This is a genomic window from Acidovorax sp. sic0104 (assembly GCF_019219095.1).
In the GTDB taxonomy this organism is placed as follows: domain Bacteria; phylum Pseudomonadota; class Gammaproteobacteria; order Burkholderiales; family Burkholderiaceae_C; genus Acidovorax.
On the sequence record NZ_JAHUWH010000019.1, the window covers coordinates 51178 to 72768 of the forward strand.

Genomic DNA, 21591 nt, shown 5'->3' on the forward strand with positions numbered 1-21591 from the left:
CTGCGGCACGTCACGCCGGCAACACCGGCCGACGCGCCAGCGCGTGACGCCGCCGTAGCCCCGGTCCCGCGCGGGCAGCGCCACCGTTACCATTGCCCGATGCGCGACATCCGCCTTGAAGACCTGCACCCGTTTGCCCGCGTGGCCGAACTGGGGTCACGCTCTGCCACTGCGCCCGAGCGCTCGGCCCTCATGGGCTGGATGCCTTTCGCACATCCTTTGACCATCGACGGACGCCATGGGTGAGTTCGACCTGATCGCCCGGTACTTCACGCGCTCCGTGCGCCCCGATGGCGCTGCAGTGCTGGGCGTGGGCGACGACTGCGCGCTGCTCGCGCCCGCCCCCGGCATGCAATTGGCCATCTCCAGCGACATGCTGGTGGAGGGCCGCCACTTCTTCGCCGACGTGGACCCCGAGGCGCTGGGCCACAAGGCGCTGGCGGTGAACCTGTCGGACCTGGCGGCCTGCGGCGCACGGCCGCTGGCCTTCACCCTGGCGCTGTCGCTGCCGCGCGTGGACGAACCGTGGCTGGCCGGCTTCGCGCGCGGGATGTGGCGGCTGGCCGATGCGCACGGCTGCGAGCTGGTGGGCGGCGACACCACGCAGGGCCCGCTCAACATCTGCATCACCGTGTTCGGCGAAGTGCCCCCTGGCCGGGCCCTGCTGCGCAGCGGCGCGCGGCCCGGCGACGACCTCTACGTGAGCGGCACGCTGGGCGATGCACGGCTGGCGCTGGAGGCGCTGCTGGGCCGCATCACGCTGCCCGCCGAGGTACTGGCCCACGCCCGCCAGCGGCTGGAGCGCCCCACGCCGCGCGTCGCCCTTGGCTTGCAGCTGCGCGGCATTGCCAGCAGCGCCATGGACCTGAGCGACGGGCTGGTGGGCGATGTGTCGCACATCCTCAAGGCGTCGGGCGCGGGGGCGGTGATCAATGCAGAAATTGCTATTAGTTTGATAGCTGCCAGCGCTTATTCATGTAGCGCCAGCGGCACATTGGATGCCGAACTGGCGCGCCGCTGCACCTTGTCGGGCGGCGACGACTACGAACTGGCCTTCACGGCACCGCCCGGGCAGCGCGCTGCGGTGGCGGCGGCCGCCGCCGCCAGCGGCACTGCGGTGACGCGCATCGGCACGGTGGTGGCCGAGCCCGGCCTGGCGCTGGTCGATGGCAGCGGCCAGCCGCTGGCCAACCGGTATGCCTCGTTCGACCACTTTCAGTGAGGCTTGGCAGGGGGCCGCGGAGCGCGGCATCCAGGCCCTGCCCAAAAATTATTTTCACGACCCATGAATCCTTTGCGGAATCCGCCGGCTCTTGGTGGTGAGGTGCGCAACGGGTGCGCCTCGCTGTCCATCCACCCAGATTCCCAGGAGCTTTTCACCATGCTGTACCGCAAGAACATCACCCGCCCCGAAAGCCTGCTGCGCATCGTCGGCGGCATCGCCCTCGTCGCCGTCGGCCTGTGGTGGCAAGGCGCATCGCCCATGGGCCTGGTGCTCGTGGCATCGGGCGTGGGCAGCGTGCTCAGCGGCGCTTTCGGCTACTGCCCCGCCTGCGCGCTGGTCGGGCGCAAGCCGGTGGAGTGATGCGGCGACACCTCAGACACCACAGCCTGCCATGAGCACCGCCAACCCGCCCCGCACGCTCGCCCAGCTGCTGCCCGCCGCCCGCGACGGCGACGCGCAGGCCATGGAACAGCTGCTGGCCCTGGCGCGCCCCGACATCCGCCGCTACGCGCTGCGCCACTGCGCGGCCACCACGGCCACCGACGACGTGGTGCAGGAGGCGCTGATCATCGTGTACCGCCGCGTGGGCGCGCTGCGCGAGGTGGCTGCCTTCGGCGGCTGGGTGGTGCGCATCGTGCAGCGGCTGTGCATGCGGCCCATGCTGGCCTGGCTCAAGGGTGAGCCGCTGGCGCAGGTCGAAGACCACCTGGCCTGGTCGCACAGGCCCGACCACGAACTGCGCCACGACCTGGCCCTGGCCATCGACTCGCTGCCGCCCATCTACCGCGATGCGCTCCTGATGCGCGACTTCGAGGAGCTGACCATCGAGGAGATGGCCACGCGCCTGGGCACCACGCGCGAGGCCGCCAAGAGCCGTCTGCACCGCGCCAGGGCCCTCGTGCGGGAGTACCTGCAGCCGTCGGCGCCGGCCCCGGGCTGAGCCGCGCCCCGGCCCGCACTGCAGACAGTCGGGCCGACTGCGCATTAGTTCACGCAGCGCGCCGCGTGCCTGTGGGCGGCCGGTGCAACAAGGTGCAACATCGCGGCCCATGGCTTATACCTACCTGTTCTTCCAGCCTGCGCGCCTGCCGCTGTCCACCGACGAACTCTCGCCCGACACGGTGCTGGTGCTGCGCGACATCGACCACATCAAGGCCTCGCTCGCGCAGATGGTGCCGGGCCTGGAATGGGCCCTGCCCACCTGGGGCCACGCCACGGTGCTGGGCCACGGGGTGGAATTCCACCTGCCCGACGATGTGTCCGAAGGGCCCCTCGCCATGCACTGCTCGCTGCGCACCGACTACACGGCGTGGGTGCAGGTGCTGTGCGACACCCTGGGCTGGCTGGCGTTCGATGAACGGCCGATGTGCCTGCAGCCGCACGGCCCGGCCTTTCCGGCCTGAGCGTTCGCGCCAGCGCACCGCCTACTTGGCGATGATGGTCAGCAGCTCCTCCCGCGTGGTGGGGTCGGTCATGTACTTGGTGTAGAGCGGCGCCATGCGCCGCACGAAGGGCGAGACGTCCTTCACGCGCACGAACTGCGCGCCCTGCCTGGCGGTGGTCTCCAGCGCCTGGGCCACGCGCTTGTTCCACAACTCGCGCATCAGCAGGGCCGACTGCGCACCCGCGTCGGCAAATGCCTTGCGGTCCTCGGCCGAGAGCTTGGCCCACAGCGCCGTGGACACGACCAGTGCCTCGGGCGAGATCACATGGTTGGTCACATACACGCTCTTGGCCAGCCGGTAGTGGCCGGTGGACTCGTACGAGGGCATGTTGTTCTCGGCGCAGTCGATGGCCCCCTTCTCGAAGCCGCCCAGCACCTCCTTGAAGGGCAGCGCCACGGGCTTGGCGTCAAGCAGCTTGACCATTTCGATGTAGATCTCGGACTGCTGCACGCGGATGGACGCACCCGCCAGGTCGCGGATGGTGGCCGGCGCGCGGTTGGCACAGTAGAACGAGCGCCCGCCGCCGTCATACCAGCCCAGCACCACGAAGCCGGCCGACTGCAGGTTGGCGGCAAAGCGCTGGCCCAGGGCCCCGTCCAGGTGGCGGAACATGTGGGCCGAGTCGGTGAAGAGGAAGGGCAGGTTCAGCACCTTGATGCCGGGCACCGCATCGGACAGCGGGCCCGAGCTGAACTCGGCGATGTCGATCTCGCCGCTCTTGAGCATCTGCACCGCCTTGGGTTGATCGCCCAAAGTAGCGTTGGAAAAAACCTCGATCTGGTAGCGGCCCTGCGTGGCCTTGCCCACCTGCTGCGCGAAGCTCTTCATGGCCTCGGTGACGGGGTAGCCGTCGGGGTGGATGTTCCATGCGCGCAGCTTGGTCTGCCCCCATGCCGCGCCCCCGCACAGCAATGCTGCCGCCACCAGACACCCGGCTTTCAATCCCTTGTGCATGCCTGTCCCTCCATCCTGTTGTTGTGTGTGCATTGTTAACGTCATCATCTGACGTCATACAAATAATCACAAATTTTTAGAGTGTGGATCGGGTTGCTTCGGCATGTACCGCGGCGCAGTTGAGCGCCATCGACAGGGCCATCCGCAGAACCCGAAATCTGAGATTTCATGCGGACTCCAAGGCATTTCAGCTGGGTTCCCACCGAACTCTCGCGCCCGATTCTGCAGCGGTAGCCGCCAGAGGCCGATTGGGGTTAACGCCAGTCCCAGCGCCAAATCACACGCCCAAAATCCGCGCCAAGTTGTACGACGTCATCTGTCATTACGCTGTACAGCCTGGGGCCGTGCCGCCTGGCTGGCAGCAGGCGCGACCGCTTCGGCCCCTTCCAGACCCCTTGCCATCCAACGAGGAGACATCCCATGCTGACGATGAAGCGCAGAGACTTCACCCTGAGTGCCCTGGCCCCCCTGCTGCTGAGCGCCTGCGGCGGCAGCGACGACCCCGCGCCCACCTTTCCGCCCGGCCCCCGGGCCGACGCGGCCGATGCCCTGAAACGCGCCACGCACTACATGGACGACACCGTGTCCTACCAGGGCGGCTACGTGTGGTCGTACTCTCCGGACCTCCGGCAGACCTTCGGCGAGATGGAGGCGTACCGCACCATGTGCTGGATCCAGCCGCCGGGCACGCCGTCGGTGGGCCACGTGTACCTGGATGCGTACCACGCCACCGGCGACGAGCGCCACTGGCGCGCGGCCGAGCGCACCGCCACGGCCATCATGGCCGCGCAGCACAGCTCGGGTGGCTGGAACTACATCCACGACTTCGCGGGCGAGGCGTCGCTGAAAAAGTGGTACGACACCATCGGCAAGAACGGCTGGCGGCTCGAAGAGTTCCAGCACTACTACGGCAACGCCACGTTCGACGACGCGGGCACGGCCGTGGCCTCGCAGTTCCTGCTGCGCATGTACCTCGAAAAGCGCGAGGCCCGCTACCTGCCGGCAGTGCAGAAGGCCATCGACTTCGTGGTCAACGCGCAGTTCGGCCCCGAGTATGGCGTGGCCGGGGGCGGCTGGCCGCAGCGCTTTCCGCACTTCCCCGGTGCGGTCAGCAGCATGCCGCTGCCCAATGCATCGCAGCTGCCCGCAGGGGCCAAGGCGGGTATGGACGACGGCGACTACACGCTGCACGTGACCTTCAACGACGACGTGATGGGCGAGAACATCAAGTTCCTCACGCTGTGCGTGATGGCGCTCGGCGAGACGCGCCTGCTGCCCCACATCACCCGCGCGATGGAATGCATGCGCCTCATGCAGCAGCCCGGAGCGCAGGCCGGCTGGGGCCTGCAGCACCTCTCGCGCGAGAAGGATGGACGCCCTGCGGGCTCGCCCGCCGGCGCGCGCAGCTACGAGCCCCGGTCGCTCGCCACGCACACCACGCAGACCAACATCCGCCAGATGTTCAACTACTTCCAGCTCACGGGCGACCGCAAGTACCTGGCACGCCTGCCCGAGGCGATTGCGTGGCTCAAGAGCTGCCCGCTGCCGGCCGATGCCGCCACGGTGAACCCGCTGCTCGCCGGCGGCCGCACCCACCCCACCTTCGTCGAGCTGGGCACCAACGACGGCCTGTACGTGCACCGCTACGGCTCGAACATCCACAACGGGGCCTACTACTACGACAAGAACTACACCAACACGGTGAGCCACTACTCGGCGGGCCGGGCCATCGACATCGCCGGGCTGGAGGCCACGTACGCCAAGCTCGCAGGCATGACCGACGCCGCCGTGGCAGAGATGGCCGCGCGCTCGCCCCTGAAGGTCACGGGCGGCGGCCGCTCGCTGCCCAGGTACTTCTCCATCCGCGAGGTGGACTTTCCGGACCTGTTCACCGGCGCGGTGATGGCCACGCCCGCCGTGCCCGAGAGCGAAGTCGCCACCCTGCTCGCCGAGCTGGGCACCCGCAACTACTGGACGTCACCCGTGCCCGAGATCGTGAACCCCTACCAGAACGACGGCCCCACCGCCCCCTACACGGGCACGGCCTACCGCAGCAAGCACGTGGGCGATGTGTACGACACCTCCCCCTACCCGGCCGACAACCCGCCCGAGGTGCCGCCGTATGTGAAGAAGGACAAGCCCCAGTTCATCGTCACGGCCGAATGGATACGGCGCATGGGGCGGCTGATCGCGTTCGTGGCGCCCGTGGCCTGATACCGATGGTCTCGATGGGCTGGTAGAACCTCACCTGTTCACGCTGAGCCTGTCCTGAGCACGTCGAAGGGCTCAGCCCGAACGGTTTGCTGAATGAAGCGCCTATTCTGTGAGCTTCCCCCAGCTTCCCGGCACCTCAAACCCGCCCCGCATCACGCCCGCACGAACTGCGACAGCGGCCGGCGCGGCGTGGCGGGCACCTCATCCTGCGGGTAGCCGATGCGGCAGAACATCTGCACCGTCGCATCCTGCGGCGCGCGCGGCGCCGGCCGTCCCAGCACCAACTGGTGCACGCGCTCGTAGTGCGGCGCCATCTCGGCGAACTCCTGCAACGCCTGGCTCATGGGGTGCATGCCCACGCCCAGCGCCGTGGCCTGCAGTTGCAGACGCACGTAGGCGCGGCCGGACTCCACCTGATCGGCGCGCGTGTTGCCGCCAGTGATCCACACAAAGCCCATCGCCGTGCGGCTGTGGCCCTCGAAGCGGCCCATCGCACTCTTGTAGGCCGCGCTGCCTTCGGCGGGCGGGGCGGAGCGGTCAAACATGCCCAAAGCGGCCACGGCGCGCACGAACGGCGCGTTGAGCGAGATGCCGTCGCGGTGGCGCAGGATCTCCGCAGGGCCCACGCGCGTGAGGTGGATGCTCTCCATCATCGTGCGCGGGGTCAGCAGCTCCACCTGGGCCGACTCCCAGCACAGCGTGCGCAGCGGCTGCAGGCGCGCCTCCTCCACCGTTCCACCCACCTGCAGCGCCGTGCCGGACCGCTGCCCGGCCAGCAGAGCAGCCAGCACGTCGGGCGCCACGGAGCGGGCCGTGTCGAAATCGCTCTTGGGTGTGTGGCGCTGCAGCACGTGGGCGAACAGCGGGTCTGACCGGCCCGCGGGCTTCAAGGTGACACGCGCCACCGGTCGCTCGTCCCAATCCGCCAGCGCTGCGGGCAGCGGGCCCTGCGGCCACAACTGCACCTCGCTGCCGACGCCCTGCTGAGCGAGGGCCAGCACCAGCAGCTCCAGGAAGGCACCGTGGCCGATCAGGATCTGGCGCCCCAGCGGGTCGGTGTGCGGCAGCACGCGCTCGCGGTCGGTGCGCAGGGTGATCACGCCCTCTTCGCGCAGGTCCGCCACCCAGGGCTGCAGGTTGTGCGGGTTGGGCGCGGTGATGGCGTAGGCCACGGCGCGGCGGCGCAGATCGGTCTCGCCCACCGGGCCCTGCCAGGCCTCGACCGCTTCGGCCGGGTAGTGGGGGCCGTAGATGCCACAGGCGGCCAGGGTGCCGGCCGTGGCGGCGGCGACGGTGCCACCGCCGGCCAGGCGGATGAAATTGCGACGGTTCATGGCGATTCCTTCTGGCCCTGCGGCCGGTGCGTTGCCAACAACATGGAAAAGAACGGGGGCACGCGTCAGGCCAGCGCGGCGCGCGGCAATGGCTGCCCGCCCAGGCCCAGGTCGGCCAGCGCCTGGCGCGCCGCCTGGTCGAACGGCGTGTGCGGCTCGTCGCCGATCAGCGCCCGCAGGCGGGTGTTGTCCAGCCGGTGCGACTGGTCGCGCAGATAGCGCATGGCCGCCAGCGCCGCCAGCATGGGCATGAACAGGCCGGCCACGCGCATCAGCGTCCAGTTCAGGCGCACGACGCGCAGCGCGCCGGAATCGGGGGGCCAGCCGCGCTCTGCGGCGACCGCGGAGAGGCTGCGCAGCCAGGCCTGTGCGCTCACCGTATGGCCCTGGAAATGCAGACAGTCGAACGCTGCCAGGCGGTGGCGCTGCTGCGCCACGCGCACGAAGGCGGCCGCCAGGTCGGGCAGGTAGGCCCAGGGCGTGGCAACGTCGAGCGCGCCGGGCCAGGTGATGCGGCCCCGGTGCAGGTCCTTGGCGATGACCTGGTCGAGCCAGCCACTCGCGCCGCTGCCGAAGAAGTCGCCCGCTCGCACCACCACGGCCCGCATGCGCCCGTCCCGCGTGGCGGCGGCCAGGCGCTGCTCCAGCCCCATGCGCACGCGGCCCTTGACGCCGGTGGCCGCCTGGGGCGTGTCTTCGCGCAGCACGGGCGGCATGCCCTCTCCAAAGTTGTAGACGTTGCCAGGCAGCATGATCGTGGCGCCCAGCTCCCGCGTGGCGGCGATGGCCGCGTCCAGCAGCGCTGGCGCCTCGGTGCGCCATGCCTGGTCGGTGTAGGCCGGGCTGAGCGCATGCACCACCACCTGCGCGCCCTGCGCCTGGCGCACCAGCGCCGCCGTATCGTGCACCGCCACAGGCAGCCACCACACACCGCCGATGGCGGGCAGCGCCGGGCCGCCCGCACCGGGCCGCACCTGCGCCAGCACCTGCCAGCCGGCCTGGGCAAAGGCCCGCGCCGCAGCCAGCCCGAACCGGCCGCGCGCCCCGAGGATCAGCACGGTAGGCGCTCCATCGGAGGCAGCGGCTGGCGTGGCGGGGGCGGGCAAATCTGTGATGGTGCGGTTCATCGCGGTCTCCAAAAAGAAGGAATGAGCGGATTGTGGAAACGCGCGGCCAACCACACAATTGCTTAACTTTCCATACCAGCAATTCATTTTTGAATAGCACAACAACGCACGACCGGAGCACGCTACCGCCATGAATCAGACCTTCGACTGGAGCCTGGTGCAGTCCTTCCTGGCCGCGCTGGACCAGGGCAGCCTGCTGGGCGCCGCCCGCGTGCTCCATGCCAGCCAGCCCACCATCGGCCGCCACATCGCCGAGCTGGAGTCGCAACTGGGCGTGGTGCTGTTCGAGCGCACCGGGCGCGGCCTGCAGCCCACGGCCATGGCACTGCAGCTGGCCGATTCAGCCCGCGCCATGGAGGCGGGCGCCCACCAGCTGGCGCGCAGCGTGTCGGGCGCCGACGGCGGCGTGAGCGGCACTGTGCGCATCACCGCCAGCCAGCCCGTGGCCTGCGTGCTGCTCCCGCCGGTGCTCGCGCGCATGCGCCAGGCGCTGCCCGAGGTGCAGGTGGAGCTGGTCTCCAGCAACGAGGTGACCAACCTGCTGCGCCGCGAGGCCGACATCGCGCTGCGCATGGTGCGCCCGGACCAGGCCAGCCTGGTCGCCAAGCGCATCGGCGCGGTGAAACTGGGGGCCTACGCCCACCGCGACTACCTGCGGCGCAAGGGCACGCCCCGCCAGCCGTCGGACCTGCTGCAGCACGAGCTGATCGGCAACGACCGGCACGAGGACATCCAGCAAGGCTTTGCCGCCATGGGCTACCCGGTGGACCGCCAGCGCTTTGCCTTTCGCACCGACGACCTGATCGCCTGCTGGGAGGCCGTGCGCGCAGGCCTGGGCGTGGGCTTCGTCGGCGCCTACATGGCCCGCACGGACCCGAACGTGGTGCCCGTGCTGCCCACGCTGGCGCTGCCGGAACTGCCCGTCTGGCTCACCGTGCACCGCGAGATCCGCACCAGTCGCAAGATCCGCGCGGTGTATGACTTCCTGGCGCAGGAGGTTCCGCAGGCGCTGTGACGCCCGGCCCAGCGGCCTGCCCTGGGCGGTGCAGGGCCTGGTGTCGGACTGCTAGCATGCGGGCCGGATGTTCCCCCCCACCCCTCTTGCCATTGCCCAAGGATCTGCATGAGCCGCATGCCCCACTCCCGCTCCGTTCTGCGCACCGTCGCTCCGCTGTCGCTGGGTGGCTTAGCACTGTGGTGCGCCACCATGGCCGGCGCGCAGGCCCAGGAAGCCCGGCCCGCCGCTGAGGCGGGCGCCGCGTCGCGTATCGCCCGCGTCACCGTGTACCCCGGCAGCGCCACTGTGGAGCGTGTGGCCCGTGTGCCGGCCGGCGCGCGCAGCCTGACCCTTGGCTGCCTGCCCGCATCCATCGACGCGCAAAGCCTGCAGATCAGCGCGGACCCGGCCGTGCGCGTGGGCGAATTCAACGTGCTCACCGAAGACCGCGATGTGGCCGCAGCCTGCGCCAGCCCGCTGGATGGCCGCATCCGCGAACTGGAAGACCAGATCGCGGGCGTGAAGGCCGAGTCGTCGGCGCTGCAACTGGTGGACGGATACCTGCGCGGCGTGGCCGGCGTGGGCGGCATCGTAGCGGGAGATGACGCCGCCACGCCGCCCACTACCGCCGCCGCCGGCCGCACCGCCAGCCCCACGCCCGCCCAGATCACGGCCACGGCCGAGGTGCTGCGCAAGTCCGGGCAGGACGCGTTCACCCGCGCGCACCAGCTCAAGCGCAAGCAGGAGGCGCTGGAACTCGCGCTGAAACCCCTGGTGGCCGAGCGCGACCGTGTGGCCGGCCAACGCGCGCGCGTGGTCACGGTGAGCATCAACCTGGCGGCCGAGCGTGACGCCGAATTGCGCCTGTCCTACCAGGTGCGCGGGCCCGGCTGGCAGCCCACCTACCGCGCAACGCTGGACAGCGCCAACTCCACCGTGCTGCTGGAGCGCCAGGCACTGGTGGCGCAAAACAGCGGCGAGGACTGGAGCGGCGTGCAGCTGACGCTGTCCACCGGCCAGCCCGGCCGCGCCACGCAGGGCCGACTGCCACGCGCGTGGACGCTGGACGTGGCGCCGCCGCCGCAGCCCGTCGCGGCTGCGCCTGCCATGGCCATGGCAGCGCCCGCGCCACCAGCCTCCCCCGCCCCGCTCGCACGCTCGCGCATGGCCGAAGAAGCCATGCCCAGCTTCGATGTGAGCTCCATCGACAAGGGCTTCGCCACCGAGTTCGCCGTGCCGCAGCGCATCACCGTGCCGTCCAACGGCCAGCGCGTGACGCTGGCGCTGGGCAGCCAGACGGCCACCGCCACGCTGATCACGCGCACTGCGCCAGCGGTGGAAGAAGCGGCCTATCTCATCGCGCAGATGGCGCAGCCCGCGGGCGTGTGGCCGGCAGGCGCGGTGGGGCTGTACCGTGACGGCGCTTTCGTGGGCACGGGGCGCATCGACTTCGCCAGCGCCAGTGCCGGTACGCCAGCGGGCAGCACCAACCTGTCGTTCGGCCGCGATGAGCTGGTCACGGTGCGCGCCGAGGCGGTGCAGGACCTGACCGGCAGCACGGGCTTCACCGGCTCGCGCACGGAGCGCAAGACACGGCGCGCCTACAGCGTGGACAACCGCCACAAGACCGCCATCACGCTGCAGGTGCTGCACGCGGCGCCGGTGTCGCGCAACGAGAAGATCGAGGTGGAGTCGCGTTACCAGCCCCAACCCGCCGACCTGGCGTGGGACCGCTCGCCCGGTACCGTGGCCTGGCAGCAGAGCCTGGCGGCCGGCGCCACGGCGCAGTTCAGTGCGGAGCACACCATCCGCTACCCCAAGGATATCCAGTTGCAGGAACGGCAGTAACGCGGCAGATACAGCAGGCGCACCATCGAACCACCCGCCGGGCCCACCTGCCCCGCTGGGCGACAATCCAAGGGCAGGCGCCATGACGGGCCTGCCCTTTTTCTTTCTGACCCCGACATGCCCTCCGCCCCCGACGCCCTGCGCCCCACCGTGCGCTTCCTGCTCGCCCACCCGGCCCACTTCATCGCGCTCGGCTTTGGCGCGGGCCTCTCGCGCAAGGCGCCGGGCACCGTGGGCACGCTGTGGGCCTGGCTGGCCTTCCTGGTACTGCAGCAGTGGATGACGCCGTGGCGCATGGGCCTGCTCATCGCCGGGGGCACGCTGGTGGGCTGGTGGGCCTGCACCACCGCCGCGCGCCAACTGCGCGTGGCCGACCCGGGCAGCATCGTGTGGGACGAGATCGTCGCCTTCTGGCTCGTGCTGTGGCTGGCCATGCCCATGGGTTTCTGGGGCCAGCTCACGGCGTTCGCGCTGTTCCGCTTCTTCGACGCGGCCAAGCCCGGGCCCGTAGGCTGGGCCGACGGCCTGTTCAAGGGCTTCGGCTGGCGCGGCGGCTGGGGCATCCTGTGGGACGACTTCGTGGCGGCTTTCTGCACACTGCTGGTCATCGCGCTGTGGCGTTTCCTCTTCTGGTGAACGGCGGCGCGGTGCCGGCAGGCACCGTGGCCTGATCCTGCACCTGTACCGCGCCAGAAGTTTGTGGCAGCCTTGGGGGCTTGCCGACAGGCGCTGCGGAGACTCCGATGACCATGACGTCACTATCAAAAAGTGAGCTGATAGCGCTTGACAGTGCTGCGCTGGAAGCCAATCTGACGCAGATCTCGCTGCACCTGCTGCAGCACCGCCACATGCTGGCCACCGCCGAGAGCTGCACCGGCGGCATGGTTGCCGCAGCCTGTACCGACCTCTCAGGCTCGAGCCAGTGGTTCGAGCGCGGCTTCGTCACCTACTCCAACGCGGCCAAGTCCGACATGCTGGGCGTGCCCGCCGCGCTCATCGAGCAGCACGGCGCCGTGAGCGAAGCGGTGGCACGCGCCATGGCCGACGGCGCGCTCACCCACTCGCAGGCCCAGGTCAGCCTGGCCGTGACCGGCGTGGCCGGCCCGACGGGCGGCAGTGACGACAAGCCGGTGGGCACCGTATGGTTCGCGTGGTGCGTGGGCGGCGAGACCCACAGCGAGGTGCAGCATTTTCCGGGCGACCGGGGCACCGTGCGCGCGGCCACGCTGCGCTACGCGCTGCAGCGGCTGCTGGCACACCTGCTGGCCTGACAACTCCCGGGGCACCAGGCGCTGGCGCGCATGCGGCAAGGTGCTGAAAGATTCGGCAGGCTGCTGCCCTGCACGGCGGCTCTCAGCCCCGCTCAACCCCCATCCGGTCGATCAGCACCGCGCTCGCCTGGTTCAGCCCCAGCACCTGCACCGTGCAGCCGTGGTGGCGCAGACGCTGCACCACCTTGTCGAGCGCGGCCACGGCCGTGATGTCCCAGAAGTGGGCGTGCGTGACGTCGATGACCACCGCGCGGCCCTCGGCGCCCAGCACGTCGAACGCCTCGACGAAAGCATCGGCCGAAGCAAAGAACACCTGGCCCGCGACACGCCATGTGCGCGCACCGGCGGCCCCCCCTTCGTCGTGCACCTGCACGTCGAGCATGCGCGAGACCTTGAACGCGAAGAACACGCCGCTGAGCAGCACGCCCACGCCCACCCCCGCCGCCAGGTTGTGGGTCGCGATGGTGACCACCACGGTGGCCGCCATCACGGCGCTGGACAGGCGCGGGTGGCGCACCAGCGCGGACAGCGACTTCCAGTCGAAGGTCGATGCCGACACCATGACCATGATGGCCACGAGGGAGATCACCGGCACCCTGGACACCCAGTCCTTGAGCACCACCATGAGGATGAGCAGGAAAACGCCTGCGAACAGCGTGGACAGCCGCCCGCGCCCGCCGTACTTCACGTTGCCCACGGCCTGGCCGATCATTCCGCACCCCGCGATGCCTCCAAACAGGCTCGCGGCGATGTTGGCCGCGCCCAGGCCCGCGCATTCGCGGTTCTTGTCGCTCGGGGTGCCGGTCATCTCATCGACGACGGCGGCCGTGAGCACCGACTCGAGCAGGCCCACCATCGCGATGGCCAGCGCGGGCAGCAGGATGATGCGCAGCGTGTCGAGTGACAGCGGCACGCCGGGCCAGCCGAACACGGGCAGAGAGTCCGGCAGCTTGCCCAGGTCCGCCACCGTCGGCAGTTGCACGCCCAGGCTTTGCGCCAGCAGGGTCAGTGCCACCACACAGATCAGCGGGGACGGCACGGCGCTGAGCGCGGGCAGCCGCAGCACGCCGCCCAGCCACGGCAGGCCGTAGATGATGGCCAGCCCGAGTGCCAGCATGGCCCACGTGGCCACGCCCTGGCCCTGCAGGTGCGGCAGTTGCGCGGCAAAGATCAGCACCGCCAGCGCATTGACGAAGCCCGTGCGCACCGAGCTGGAGACAAAGCGCATCAGCACCCCCAGCTTGAGCAGGCCGAAGACAACCTGCACCGCGCCCGCCAGCAGCCCCGCCGCCAGCAGGTAGCCAAGTCCGTGCGACTGCACCAGCGGCGCCGCGACCAGCGCCACCGAGCCCGCGGCCGCAGACACCATGGCAGGACGGCCACCCACAAAAGCGATCACCAGGCTGATGACAAACGAGGCGAACAGCCCCACCGACGGATCGACACCCGCCACGAACGAGAAAGCGATGACCTCGGGGATGAGCGCAAACGTGGCGACGGCGCCCGCCAGCAGTTCGCGCGGAACGCTGGGCGCCCATTCGGCGCGCAGGCGGGTGAGAAAAACGGAATTCATACGGCAAAAAAACATCGCGCCCCGGGGGCGCGACATGAACATTCAAGCAAAAAACGGCCTGTACCGCCCATCCAGCAAGCGGCAAAAGCTATCAAATCAATAGCAAAACAGGGCTCACGCCCCGTGGCACTTCTTGTACTTCTTGCCGCTGCCGCAGTGGCAAGGGTCGTTGCGGCCGGGTTCGGGGGCCTTGCGCAAGGTCTCCACGCGCGGACCCAGGCTCTTCCACACCTGGCGCAGGTCGTACACGGCCCAGATGGCCTCGCCGAAGGCTTCCACGCGCGCCTGGCTGGTGCTGGGCGGGCCGTCCTCGTCGTACATGCAGACCTCGGGCTTGCCGGTGTCGTCCTCGGTCAGGGCCACGATGCTGTCCAGCGCGTCGTCGAGCCAGCGGGCGGCGTCCTTGTCGCGCGGGGCGGCCCAGTCCTCGGGCCAGTTCTCCACCGCGAACATGAAGCCCAGCGCCCAGACCTGGCCGAAGGACGGGATCTCCTGGTCGTCACCCATCTCGGCGCGCTGCTCGTCGGTCAGGCTGGCCACCGCTCCGCGCATGTCCATGGCTTCGGGCTGGTAGGTGCGCTCGTCGTCCAGCGACTCGACCTTGGCGTCGAGCTGGGCCACCACCTCGTTCCAGCGACGCTCCCACAGCTCCAGGAAGCGGGCCTGCTGCGCGGCGTCGGCAAACGCGGGCAGCAGCGGCAGCGGCTCGCCTTCGGCCACATCCAGCTCGGCGCCGTCGCCCAGCAGCATGGGCAGGTATTCGGCGGGCGCGATGGGCCGGCGGCTGCAGACCACCGCAGCGAGAAAGCCGTCGCAGAACTCCCACTGCGGGATTTCCTCGCCGCGCGAGCGCAGGTCGTCGAGGATGTTGTCGATCTCCTCAAGCTCGTCGGGGCCGAGGCCCGGGGGAATTGCAGAGGTGGCTGGTGCGTCTGTCATGGGGAAAACTCCGGCCACCGCGCGGCGGCCACAACAATCTTTTACTTCTATGATGGGTGGCGCCCGGGCGGGGTGCCTGCGTGAAAGGCGGCCAGTGTACGCCCGGCCGCAGTCCACAAGAAAGTCCCACACCCCATGATCCACCAGCTCAACTCCCTGTACCCGGTGCGCTACACCGCCTTCGCGCTCAGCGTGTTCGGCCTGCTGCTGTCGCTGTTCACGCTGGTCGCGTTCAGCGCGGGCCTGCCCGTGGTGCTGGTGTTCGCGGCCCTGGTGGCCCTGGGCGTGTACGACCTGCAGCAGACGCGCCACGCCATCCTGCGCAACTACCCGGTCATCGGCCACCTGCGCTTCATGCTCGAGTACATCCGGCCCGAGGTGCGCCAGTATTTCATCGAGAGCGACAGCGAGGCCGCGCCCTTCTCGCGCGCCCAGCGCTCGCTGGTCTACCAGCGCGCCAAGGGCGACCCGGACAACCGGCCCTTCGGCACGCACCTGGACGTGGGCGCGCACGGCTACGAATGGGTGAACCACTCGCTCGCGCCCACACAGCTGCCCTCGCACGACTTCCGCGTGTGGATCGGCGGCAGCCCGGACGCGCCCTCGCAGTCGGTGGCGCCCTGCACCAAGCCCTACCAAGCCAGCGTATTCAATATCTCGGCCATGAGCTTTGGCGCGCTGTCGGCCAACGCCATCCTGGCGCTGAACCAGGGGGCGAAGAAAGGCGGCTTCGCGCATGACACGGGCGAGGGCAGCATCAGCCAGCACCACCGCGTGCACGGCGGCGACCTGATCTGGGAGATCGGCTCGGGCTACTTCGGCTGCCGCAACAGCGACGGCAGCTTCAGCGAAGAGCGCTTTACCGCCAACGCCACCGACCCGCAGGTGAAAATGATCGAGCTGAAACTCAGCCAGGGCGCCAAGCCGGGCCACGGCGGCGTGCTGCCCGGCGCCAAGGTCACGGCCGAGATCGCGGCGGCGCGCGGCGTGGTGCAGGGCGAGGCCTGTATCTCGCCCGCCAGCCACAGCGCCTTTCGCACGCCGGTCGAGATGATGCAGTTCATCGCGAAGCTGCGCACACTCTCGGGCGGCAAGCCCACGGGCTTCAAGTTCTGCCTGGGCCACCCCTGGGAGTGGTTCGCCATCGTCAAGGCCATGCTCGTCACCGGCATCACGCCCGACTTTATCGTGGTCGATGGCGCCGAAGGCGGCACGGGCGCCGCGCCCGTGGAGTTCAGCGACCACGTGGGCGCGCCGCTGCAGGAGGGCCTGCTGCTGGTGCACAACACGCTGGTGGGTGTGAACCTGCGCGATCGCGTGCGCATCGGCTGCGCGGGCAAGGTGATCAGCGCGTTCGACATCGCGCGCATGATGGCGCTCGGGGCCGACTGGTGCAACGCGGGGCGCGGCTTCATGATGGCACTGGGCTGCATCCAGGCGCAAAGCTGCCACACCGGCCATTGCCCCACGGGCGTGACCACGCAGGATCCGCTGCGCCAGCAGGCCCTGGTGGTGCCCGACAAGGCCGCGCGCGTGGCGCAGTTTCACCACAGCACGCTGCACGCGCTGCAGGAGCTGGTGCAGGCAGCCGGCCTCACCCATCCCAAGGACATCACCGCGCACCACATCGTGCGCCGCATCACGGACACCGAGGTGCGCCTGCTGTCCAACCTCATCACGCGCATGCAGCCGGGCGCGCTGCTGGGCCCGCTCGAGGCACAGCACAACGTCTTTCGCCTGTACTGGCCGCTGGCCAATGCCCACAGCTTCGCCGCGCGCGAGCCGCAGCTAGAGCCCTCGGTGCCGCACCATGTGGAGATCGCCCAGGCCGCCGTGGCCGTGACGCAGGCTGCGGCCGCCACGGGAGACGCGGCCGTATGACGCGCATGGAGAGCCCCCTTGCCCTTTTCCCCGAAGCACGCACGGACTACGACGCCTTCCTGCGGCAACAACTGGCCACGCAGCCCCACAACGTGATGACCCACGTGCTGGGTCACGAGCAGGTCTGGGTCAAGCGCGCCGGCGCACCCCACGGCGTGGGCCGCTACCGCGCCATGGCGGTTCTGGCGGGCCTGCTGCGCCTGCCGGTGCTGCGCCCCGTGCCCAACCCGGGCGGAGAGGCGGCCATCGCCACCGAAGTGCGGCGCCTGGCCGACCTGGCGGCGCGCGGCGTGCGCGTGCCCGAGGTGCTGGCGGTGCAGCCGAACGGCTTTGCCATGCGCCACCTGGGCCGCGTGGGCGAGGAGGCCCATTCGCTGGGCAATGCGATCGATCGCACCCTGCGGGCGGGCGACCCCGCCGCCGTTCTGGCGCTGTGGCAGCAGGGCCTCGATGCTCTGACCCATGTGCACCGACAGGGCGCCTGCCTGAGCCAGGCCTTCGCCCGCAACATGGTGCGCGACCCGAGCGGCGCTGTGGTCTGCATCGACTTCGAGGACGACCCGGCCGCCGTGCTGCCGCTGGCGCTGTGCCATGCGCGCGATGCGCTGTGCTATGCGCATTCCACCGCCATCTACCTGCACCAGGGTGGCCTGCTGCCAGCGGCGCGCGCACGCTGGGCGGTGTGGGCCGCACAGGGCAGCCCCGACATGCAGGCCGTGCTGGCCGCCAGCCTGCGCCGCATGCGCTGGATGCGCCTGCTGCCGGCCAGCCGCCGGCTGGGGCGCGACCTGCAGCGCGTGCGGGCGGCGTACGACCTGCTGCGGCCCTGAGCGTCATCTTTGGGCAGGGCTGAGACCTGCCCGCTCACGGGAGGGCGCAGATCGCGCTGCTCGGACAGGTCGCGCAAGCCGCTGTACTGCCAGGTAGGCATTGGCTGACAGCACCACGGGTGTCTGCAACCTATCGTGCAGGCAGGTGTTTCGCACCACGCTTCTCAGACCCTTGCCCATGCCACAGCCTGCCTCCGCCGCTTCCATCGCCACCGCCCTGCCTGACCCGACTGCCGTCCCTTCAGCCACGCCCCAGCCTGCCAAGAAAAAACGCCGCCGCCCCCCCACGCTGTCCTGGTCCGCCTGGAAACAGTTCATGAGCGTGGCCCGCCCCTACTGGACGGGCGACAAGAAACGCACCGCCTGGGGTTTGCTTGCGCTGCTGATCGGGCTGATGGTGCTGGAAACCCAGCTGGCGGTGATGCTGGTCGACAAGAGCGGGGAGCTGACATCCGCCCTGGCCGCCAAGCAGGCCGACAGGTTCTGGGGTGCGGTGCGCGGCACTTTGCTGGTGCTCGCGTTCGCCGTGCCGGTGTATGCCTTCTACTACTTCATGCGCGACGCTTTCTCGAACCACTGGCGGCGCTGGCTCACGCACCGCTTCCTGGACGGTTACCTGGGCGAGCGCAAGTACTACGAGATCGGCACGGGCAGCGAAATCGACAACCCGGACCAGCGCATCAGCGAAGACATCAACACCTTCACCGGGCGCTCCACGCACTTCCTGCTGATCTTTCTTGGGTCGCTGATGCAACTGGTGGCGTTCAGCGCCGTGCTGTGGTCCATCTCGCACACGCTGGTGGCGTTTCTGGCGGTGTATGCGCTGCTCGGCACGTTCGGCGCGCTGTACTTCTTCGGAGCGCCGCTGATCCGGCTCAACTTCTGGCAGATCCGGCGCGAGGCAGACTTCCGCTTCGGCCTGATGCGGCTGCGCGAGAACGCCGAGTCCATCGCGTTCTACCGGGGCGAACCGCAGGAGCGGGCCCAGCTCAACCGCCGCTTTGAAGCCGCGTTCAACAACTTCGGCCGGCTCATCAAGAAGCAGCGCGCGCTCAACCTGTACCAGCGCGCGTTCAGCCAGCTCACGCTGGTGCTGCCGGCGATCATCCTGGCCAACGGCGTGCTGTCGGGCGAGATGGAAGTGGGCCGCGCCATCCAGGCGGCGGGCGCATTTGCTGCGGTGCTGGCGGCTGTCTCGCTGATCGTGGATAACTTCGAGAGTCTGAGCCGCTTTGTAGCAGGCATCGACCGGCTGCACGCGCTGTCGAAGGTCGCGCTCAAAACGCCCGAAGCGCCGACTCCCTGGGCTGAGCAGGCCGGGCCTCCCAAGCCCTCTGCGGTGCCTGCCACGGGCAAGGCCCTGCCCGTGGACGCCGGTGACGCCGCGCCGTCGCCGCAGATCGCTGCGCGCGAGGGCGATACGCTGGCCATCGAAGGCCTCACGCTGCACACGCCGCAATTCGGCCGACTGCTCGTGCAGGACCTGTGCGTGTCGCTGCAGCCGGGCGATGCCCTGCTGATCACCGGTCCGAGCGGCTGCGGAAAGAGCTCGCTGTTGCGCGCCATGGCCGGGCTGTGGCGCAGCGGCACCGGTGCCGTGCAAAGCCCCCCGCTCACGGACATGTTCTTCCTGCCGCAGCGCCCCTACATGCAGCAGGACACGCTGCGCAGCCAGATCATCTACCCCAGCCGGGAGTCAGAGCTCAGCGACGAGCAGCTGCTGCAGCTGTTGGAGGCCGTGCGCCTGGAATCGCTGGCAGAACGCGTGGGCGGGCTCGATGCCTCGCACGATTGGGAGAAGCTGCTGTCCACCGGCGAGCAGCAGCGCCTGGCGTTCGCGCGCGTGCTGGCCCGCCAGCCGCGCATCGTGATCCTGGACGAAGCGACCAGCGCGCTGGACAGCGCCAACGAAGCGGCGCTGTACGAGCGCCTGCGCGCCAGCGGCACCACGCTGGTGAGCATTGCCCACCGGCCCGCCGTGCTGCAGCACCACAGCCATGTGCTGGAGCTCAAGGGCGATGGGACTTGGCAGCTCCACGCTGCGAGCGACTTTCAGTTCGCGGCATAAGGCACGGCGAAGGCACGGCTAAGGCACGGCGTCACCGCGCCGCTTTCATGCGGCGCGAACCGCTTTGCTTGGTGTTGCCGAAGACAAACGGGTATCAGGCAGCTGCGGCCTCGGGCTGCACGAGCACCAGCGCCGTGGCCACGTGCGCATCCAGCGTCAGCAACCGCTTCCTCATGCAGATCACGGCCTTGTCCTTGGAGAGCAGGATGGCGCGGTGCGCGGCGGCCAGGTCGATGAACTTCTGGTCGTCCGTGTCCTTGCACACGTAGCGCACGGGCGTGGCGATGTCCACCAGGCGCACCTGCGCGTCGAACGCCGCCAACACCTGCGCGGCATCCACACGGTAGTAGTCCATGCGCGAGACGATGTGGGGATAGGCCAGCACGCGTTCGAGTTCGTCGCGCATCACCTGCGTGGCGATCCAGTCCAGGCGCCTGGCTTCAAGCAGCGTGCGCAGCGGCACGGTGGCGGGGTCCGAGAAGATGAGCAGGTCGAGCGCCACATTGGTGTCCACCACCACGGGGCGCGCGGGCTCGCCCGCGGCAGCCTCGGCCGGCAGGGGCAGCTCAACCCGCATCGCGCGGGCCGGGTTCGCCAGGCTTGGCGGCGCGCTCGCGCACGGCGCCCTTGATCATGTCGAAGCGGAACATGCGGCACTCGATGGGGCCGTTCCACATCGGCACGCGGCGCGATTCCTTCAGGCGCATCTTGCCGGGCAGCTTCAGGTCGGGCGTGAGCATCCAGGCCGTCCAGCCGCTGTAGTTCTTCTTCCAGTGCGCGGCCAGCTGGCTGAAGAACTCTCCGCCGTCTTCGGTCTGCGCCGTCTCGCGCCCGACGCGTTCGACCTGGCCCATGCGCTCGCCCGCACTGCGCCCCGCCGTGCCCGCCGCAGCGATCCGCTCACCGTAGGGCGGGTTGAGCAGCATCACGCCCGGCTGCTCGCAGGGGGGCATGCGCTGCAGGGCGTCGCCGCCGCGCAGCTGCACCGCATCGGCCACGCCGGCACGCTCGGCATTGCGCACAGCAAAATCGACCATGCGGAAGGCCACATCACTGCCAAATATGGGGACAGCGCTTGTCTGTATTGCGCCATTGGCTTCTGATTTGATAGCAGACCAGACATGTGCCTGGAACGGCAGCAGCTTCTCGAACGCAAAGCGCCGCCCCATGCCGGCCGGGATGCGGCAGGCGATCTGCGCGGCCTCGATGGCGATGGTGCCGCTGCCGCAGCAGGGGTCGTACAGCGGCTGGGGGTTGTCGCCCAGAGGGTCCCAGCCGCTCGCGGCGATCATGGCTGCGGCCAGGGTTTCCTTGAGCGGTGCGTCGCCCTTGTCCTCGCGCCAGCCGCGCTTGAACAGCGGCTCGCCGGAGGTGTCGATGTAGATCGTGGCCTCGTCGGTGGTCAGGTGCAGGTGGATGCGCACGTCCGGCCACTGGGTGTTCACATCGGGCCGCACGCCGCTCTTGGCGCGAAAGCGATCGGCCACCGCGTCCTTGACCTTCAGGCCCGCGAAGTTCAGGCTGGTCAGCGGGCTGTGCTGGGCTGTGACCTCTACCTTGAAGGTCTGGCGCGTGGTGAACCAGATCTCCCAGGCCACATCGCTCGCGGCGGCGTACAGGTCGTTTTCAGAGCGGTAGGGACGGTGCGCCAGTTGCACCAGCACGCGCTGGGCCAGCCGGCTGTGCAGGTTCAGCAGCAGCGCATCGCGCCAGGAGGCGCGCAGCAGCACGCCGCCGCGCCCGACCAGCAGGTCCTGCCCGGTAAGGCCCGTGATGGCGTGCACCTCGTCGGCCAGATAGCCCTCGACGCCCGCGGCGCAAGGAAGGAAAAGTTGTAGTTGGTTCATAGGACTGGCTGGAGGATACGCCTGAGAACATGTCGATG

At 69.6% G+C, this 21591-nt stretch carries 20 protein-coding genes; 13 read left to right on the forward strand and 7 right to left on the reverse strand.

The window, feature by feature from the left end; all coding sequences use genetic code 11:
• The first annotated feature begins 99 nt into the window (after positions 1–99).
• From KW835_RS22945 to KW835_RS22965, 5 genes are all read left to right on the forward strand, one after another.
• Positions 100–246: a hypothetical protein gene (locus KW835_RS22945; RefSeq protein ID WP_218386704.1), complete on the forward strand. Its 147-nt coding sequence runs from the start codon at positions 100–102 to the stop codon at positions 244–246.
• Positions 239–1222: a thiamine-phosphate kinase gene (thiL, locus tag KW835_RS22950; protein WP_218386706.1), complete on the forward strand. Its 984-nt coding sequence runs from the start codon at positions 239–241 to the stop codon at positions 1220–1222. Before KW835_RS22945 ends, thiL begins: the two co-directional genes overlap by 8 nt.
• 159 nt (positions 1223–1381) lie before the next feature.
• Positions 1382–1585 carry a DUF2892 domain-containing protein gene (locus KW835_RS22955; RefSeq protein ID WP_218386707.1) on the forward strand — a complete coding sequence of 68 codons (204 nt, stop codon included), beginning with the start codon at positions 1382–1384 and terminating at the stop codon, positions 1583–1585.
• Positions 1586–1616: 31 nt separating this feature from the next.
• The gene (locus KW835_RS22960) at positions 1617–2165 is read left to right on the forward strand and encodes an RNA polymerase sigma factor (protein WP_218386709.1); all 549 of its coding nucleotides are present in this window, start codon (positions 1617–1619) and stop codon (positions 2163–2165) included.
• 109 nt (positions 2166–2274) lie between these two features.
• Positions 2275–2628, forward strand: a complete 354-nt coding sequence (locus KW835_RS22965; RefSeq protein ID WP_218386710.1) for a hypothetical protein — start codon at positions 2275–2277, stop codon at positions 2626–2628.
• A 21-nt stretch (positions 2629–2649) separates the two neighbouring features.
• On the opposite strand, the gene KW835_RS22970 is transcribed toward KW835_RS22965, so the two are convergent.
• Positions 2650–3624, reverse strand: coding sequence for a TRAP transporter substrate-binding protein (locus KW835_RS22970; RefSeq protein ID WP_218386712.1), 975 nt, complete (start codon positions 3622–3624; stop codon positions 2650–2652).
• Between the two features lie 420 nt (positions 3625–4044).
• Here KW835_RS22970 and KW835_RS22975 point away from each other — a divergent pair, with 420 nt between their 5' ends.
• Positions 4045–5838, forward strand: a complete 1794-nt coding sequence (locus KW835_RS22975; protein ID WP_255593849.1) for a pectate lyase — start codon at positions 4045–4047, stop codon at positions 5836–5838.
• A gap of 152 nt (positions 5839–5990) precedes the next feature.
• Here the strand turns inward: KW835_RS22975 and KW835_RS22980 are convergent, their stop codons facing one another.
• Positions 5991–7172: a twin-arginine translocation pathway signal protein gene (locus tag KW835_RS22980; protein WP_218386714.1), complete on the reverse strand. Its 1182-nt coding sequence runs from the start codon at positions 7170–7172 to the stop codon at positions 5991–5993.
• A 65-nt stretch (positions 7173–7237) separates the two neighbouring features.
• Positions 7238–8299, reverse strand: coding sequence for an NAD-dependent epimerase/dehydratase family protein (locus KW835_RS22985; protein ID WP_218386716.1), 1062 nt, complete (start codon positions 8297–8299; stop codon positions 7238–7240).
• A 130-nt stretch (positions 8300–8429) separates the two neighbouring features.
• Between KW835_RS22985 and KW835_RS22990 the strand changes: the two genes are divergently transcribed.
• The 4 genes from KW835_RS22990 (at position 8430) to KW835_RS23005 (ending at position 12415) form a co-directional block, all read left to right on the forward strand.
• Positions 8430–9314, forward strand: a complete 885-nt coding sequence (locus tag KW835_RS22990) for a LysR family transcriptional regulator (protein WP_218386718.1) — start codon at positions 8430–8432, stop codon at positions 9312–9314.
• Between the two features lie 192 nt (positions 9315–9506).
• Positions 9507–11144: a DUF4139 domain-containing protein gene (locus KW835_RS22995; RefSeq protein ID WP_255593856.1), complete on the forward strand. Its 1638-nt coding sequence runs from the start codon at positions 9507–9509 to the stop codon at positions 11142–11144.
• Between the two features lie 117 nt (positions 11145–11261).
• Positions 11262–11780: a phosphatidylglycerophosphatase A gene (locus KW835_RS23000; RefSeq protein WP_218386719.1), complete on the forward strand. Its 519-nt coding sequence runs from the start codon at positions 11262–11264 to the stop codon at positions 11778–11780.
• A 107-nt stretch (positions 11781–11887) separates the two neighbouring features.
• The gene (locus KW835_RS23005) at positions 11888–12415 is read left to right on the forward strand and encodes a CinA family protein (RefSeq protein WP_218386721.1); all 528 of its coding nucleotides are present in this window, start codon (positions 11888–11890) and stop codon (positions 12413–12415) included.
• An 82-nt stretch (positions 12416–12497) separates the two neighbouring features.
• Here the strand turns inward: KW835_RS23005 and KW835_RS23010 are convergent, their stop codons facing one another.
• Complete coding sequence (locus KW835_RS23010) at positions 12498–13988, reverse strand: SulP family inorganic anion transporter (protein WP_218386723.1); 1491 nt, start codon at positions 13986–13988, stop codon at positions 12498–12500.
• 114 nt (positions 13989–14102) lie between these two features.
• Positions 14103–14927, reverse strand: a complete 825-nt coding sequence (locus KW835_RS23015; RefSeq protein WP_218386725.1) for a UPF0149 family protein — start codon at positions 14925–14927, stop codon at positions 14103–14105.
• A 135-nt stretch (positions 14928–15062) separates the two neighbouring features.
• On the opposite strand from KW835_RS23015, the gene KW835_RS23020 reads away from it, so the two are divergent.
• From KW835_RS23020 to KW835_RS23030, 3 genes are all read left to right on the forward strand, one after another.
• On the forward strand, positions 15063–16808 hold the full coding sequence (locus KW835_RS23020; RefSeq protein WP_218386727.1) for an FMN-binding glutamate synthase family protein: 1746 nt from the start codon (positions 15063–15065) through the stop codon (positions 16806–16808).
• A complete protein-coding gene (locus KW835_RS23025) occupies positions 16805–17638 on the forward strand; it encodes a hypothetical protein (RefSeq protein WP_255593850.1) in 834 nt (277 codons plus the stop codon). The genes KW835_RS23020 and KW835_RS23025 overlap by 4 nt, the downstream gene beginning before the upstream one ends.
• Before the next feature lie 316 nt (positions 17639–17954).
• Positions 17955–19706 carry an ABC transporter ATP-binding protein/permease gene (locus tag KW835_RS23030; RefSeq protein ID WP_218386775.1) on the forward strand — a complete coding sequence of 584 codons (1752 nt, stop codon included), beginning with the start codon at positions 17955–17957 and terminating at the stop codon, positions 19704–19706.
• Between the two features lie 94 nt (positions 19707–19800).
• On the opposite strand, the gene KW835_RS23035 is transcribed toward KW835_RS23030, so the two are convergent.
• Positions 19801–20283, reverse strand: a complete 483-nt coding sequence (locus KW835_RS23035; RefSeq protein WP_218386729.1) for a putative toxin-antitoxin system toxin component, PIN family — start codon at positions 20281–20283, stop codon at positions 19801–19803.
• A complete protein-coding gene (locus KW835_RS23040; RefSeq protein ID WP_218386730.1) occupies positions 20273–21553 on the reverse strand; it encodes a class I SAM-dependent RNA methyltransferase in 1281 nt (426 codons plus the stop codon). Before KW835_RS23040 ends, KW835_RS23035 begins: the two co-directional genes overlap by 11 nt.
• Between the last annotated feature and the right edge of the window lie 38 nt (positions 21554–21591).

Excerpts from the sequence above, each read along its gene's own strand:
- KW835_RS23035 (WP_218386729.1), bottom strand. The coding sequence starts at position 20,283 with ATGCGGGTTGAGCTGCCCCTGCCGGCCGAGGCTGCCGCGGGCGAGCCC.
- thiL (WP_218386706.1), top strand. The coding sequence starts at position 239 with ATGGGTGAGTTCGACCTGATCGCCCGGTACTTCACGCGCTCCGTGCGC.
- KW835_RS22985 (WP_218386716.1), bottom strand. The coding sequence starts at position 8,299 with ATGAACCGCACCATCACAGATTTGCCCGCCCCCGCCACGCCAGCCGCT.
- KW835_RS23020 (WP_218386727.1), top strand. The coding sequence starts at position 15,063 with ATGATCCACCAGCTCAACTCCCTGTACCCGGTGCGCTACACCGCCTTC.
- KW835_RS23015 (WP_218386725.1), bottom strand. The coding sequence starts at position 14,927 with ATGACAGACGCACCAGCCACCTCTGCAATTCCCCCGGGCCTCGGCCCC.
- KW835_RS23040 (WP_218386730.1), bottom strand. The coding sequence starts at position 21,553 with ATGAACCAACTACAACTTTTCCTTCCTTGCGCCGCGGGCGTCGAGGGC.
- KW835_RS23005 (WP_218386721.1), top strand. The coding sequence starts at position 11,888 with ATGACCATGACGTCACTATCAAAAAGTGAGCTGATAGCGCTTGACAGT.
- KW835_RS22960 (WP_218386709.1), top strand. The coding sequence starts at position 1,617 with ATGAGCACCGCCAACCCGCCCCGCACGCTCGCCCAGCTGCTGCCCGCC.
- KW835_RS22980 (WP_218386714.1), bottom strand. The coding sequence starts at position 7,172 with ATGAACCGTCGCAATTTCATCCGCCTGGCCGGCGGTGGCACCGTCGCC.
- KW835_RS22975 (WP_255593849.1), top strand. The coding sequence starts at position 4,045 with ATGCTGACGATGAAGCGCAGAGACTTCACCCTGAGTGCCCTGGCCCCC.
- KW835_RS22970 (WP_218386712.1), bottom strand. The coding sequence starts at position 3,624 with ATGCACAAGGGATTGAAAGCCGGGTGTCTGGTGGCGGCAGCATTGCTG.
- KW835_RS22965 (WP_218386710.1), top strand. The coding sequence starts at position 2,275 with ATGGCTTATACCTACCTGTTCTTCCAGCCTGCGCGCCTGCCGCTGTCC.
- KW835_RS22945 (WP_218386704.1), top strand. The coding sequence starts at position 100 with ATGCGCGACATCCGCCTTGAAGACCTGCACCCGTTTGCCCGCGTGGCC.
- KW835_RS23000 (WP_218386719.1), top strand. The coding sequence starts at position 11,262 with ATGCCCTCCGCCCCCGACGCCCTGCGCCCCACCGTGCGCTTCCTGCTC.
- KW835_RS22955 (WP_218386707.1), top strand. The coding sequence starts at position 1,382 with ATGCTGTACCGCAAGAACATCACCCGCCCCGAAAGCCTGCTGCGCATC.
- KW835_RS23010 (WP_218386723.1), bottom strand. The coding sequence starts at position 13,988 with ATGAATTCCGTTTTTCTCACCCGCCTGCGCGCCGAATGGGCGCCCAGC.
- KW835_RS22995 (WP_255593856.1), top strand. The coding sequence starts at position 9,507 with ATGGCCGGCGCGCAGGCCCAGGAAGCCCGGCCCGCCGCTGAGGCGGGC.
- KW835_RS22990 (WP_218386718.1), top strand. The coding sequence starts at position 8,430 with ATGAATCAGACCTTCGACTGGAGCCTGGTGCAGTCCTTCCTGGCCGCG.
- KW835_RS23025 (WP_255593850.1), top strand. The coding sequence starts at position 16,805 with ATGACGCGCATGGAGAGCCCCCTTGCCCTTTTCCCCGAAGCACGCACG.
- KW835_RS23030 (WP_218386775.1), top strand. The coding sequence starts at position 17,955 with ATGAGCGTGGCCCGCCCCTACTGGACGGGCGACAAGAAACGCACCGCC.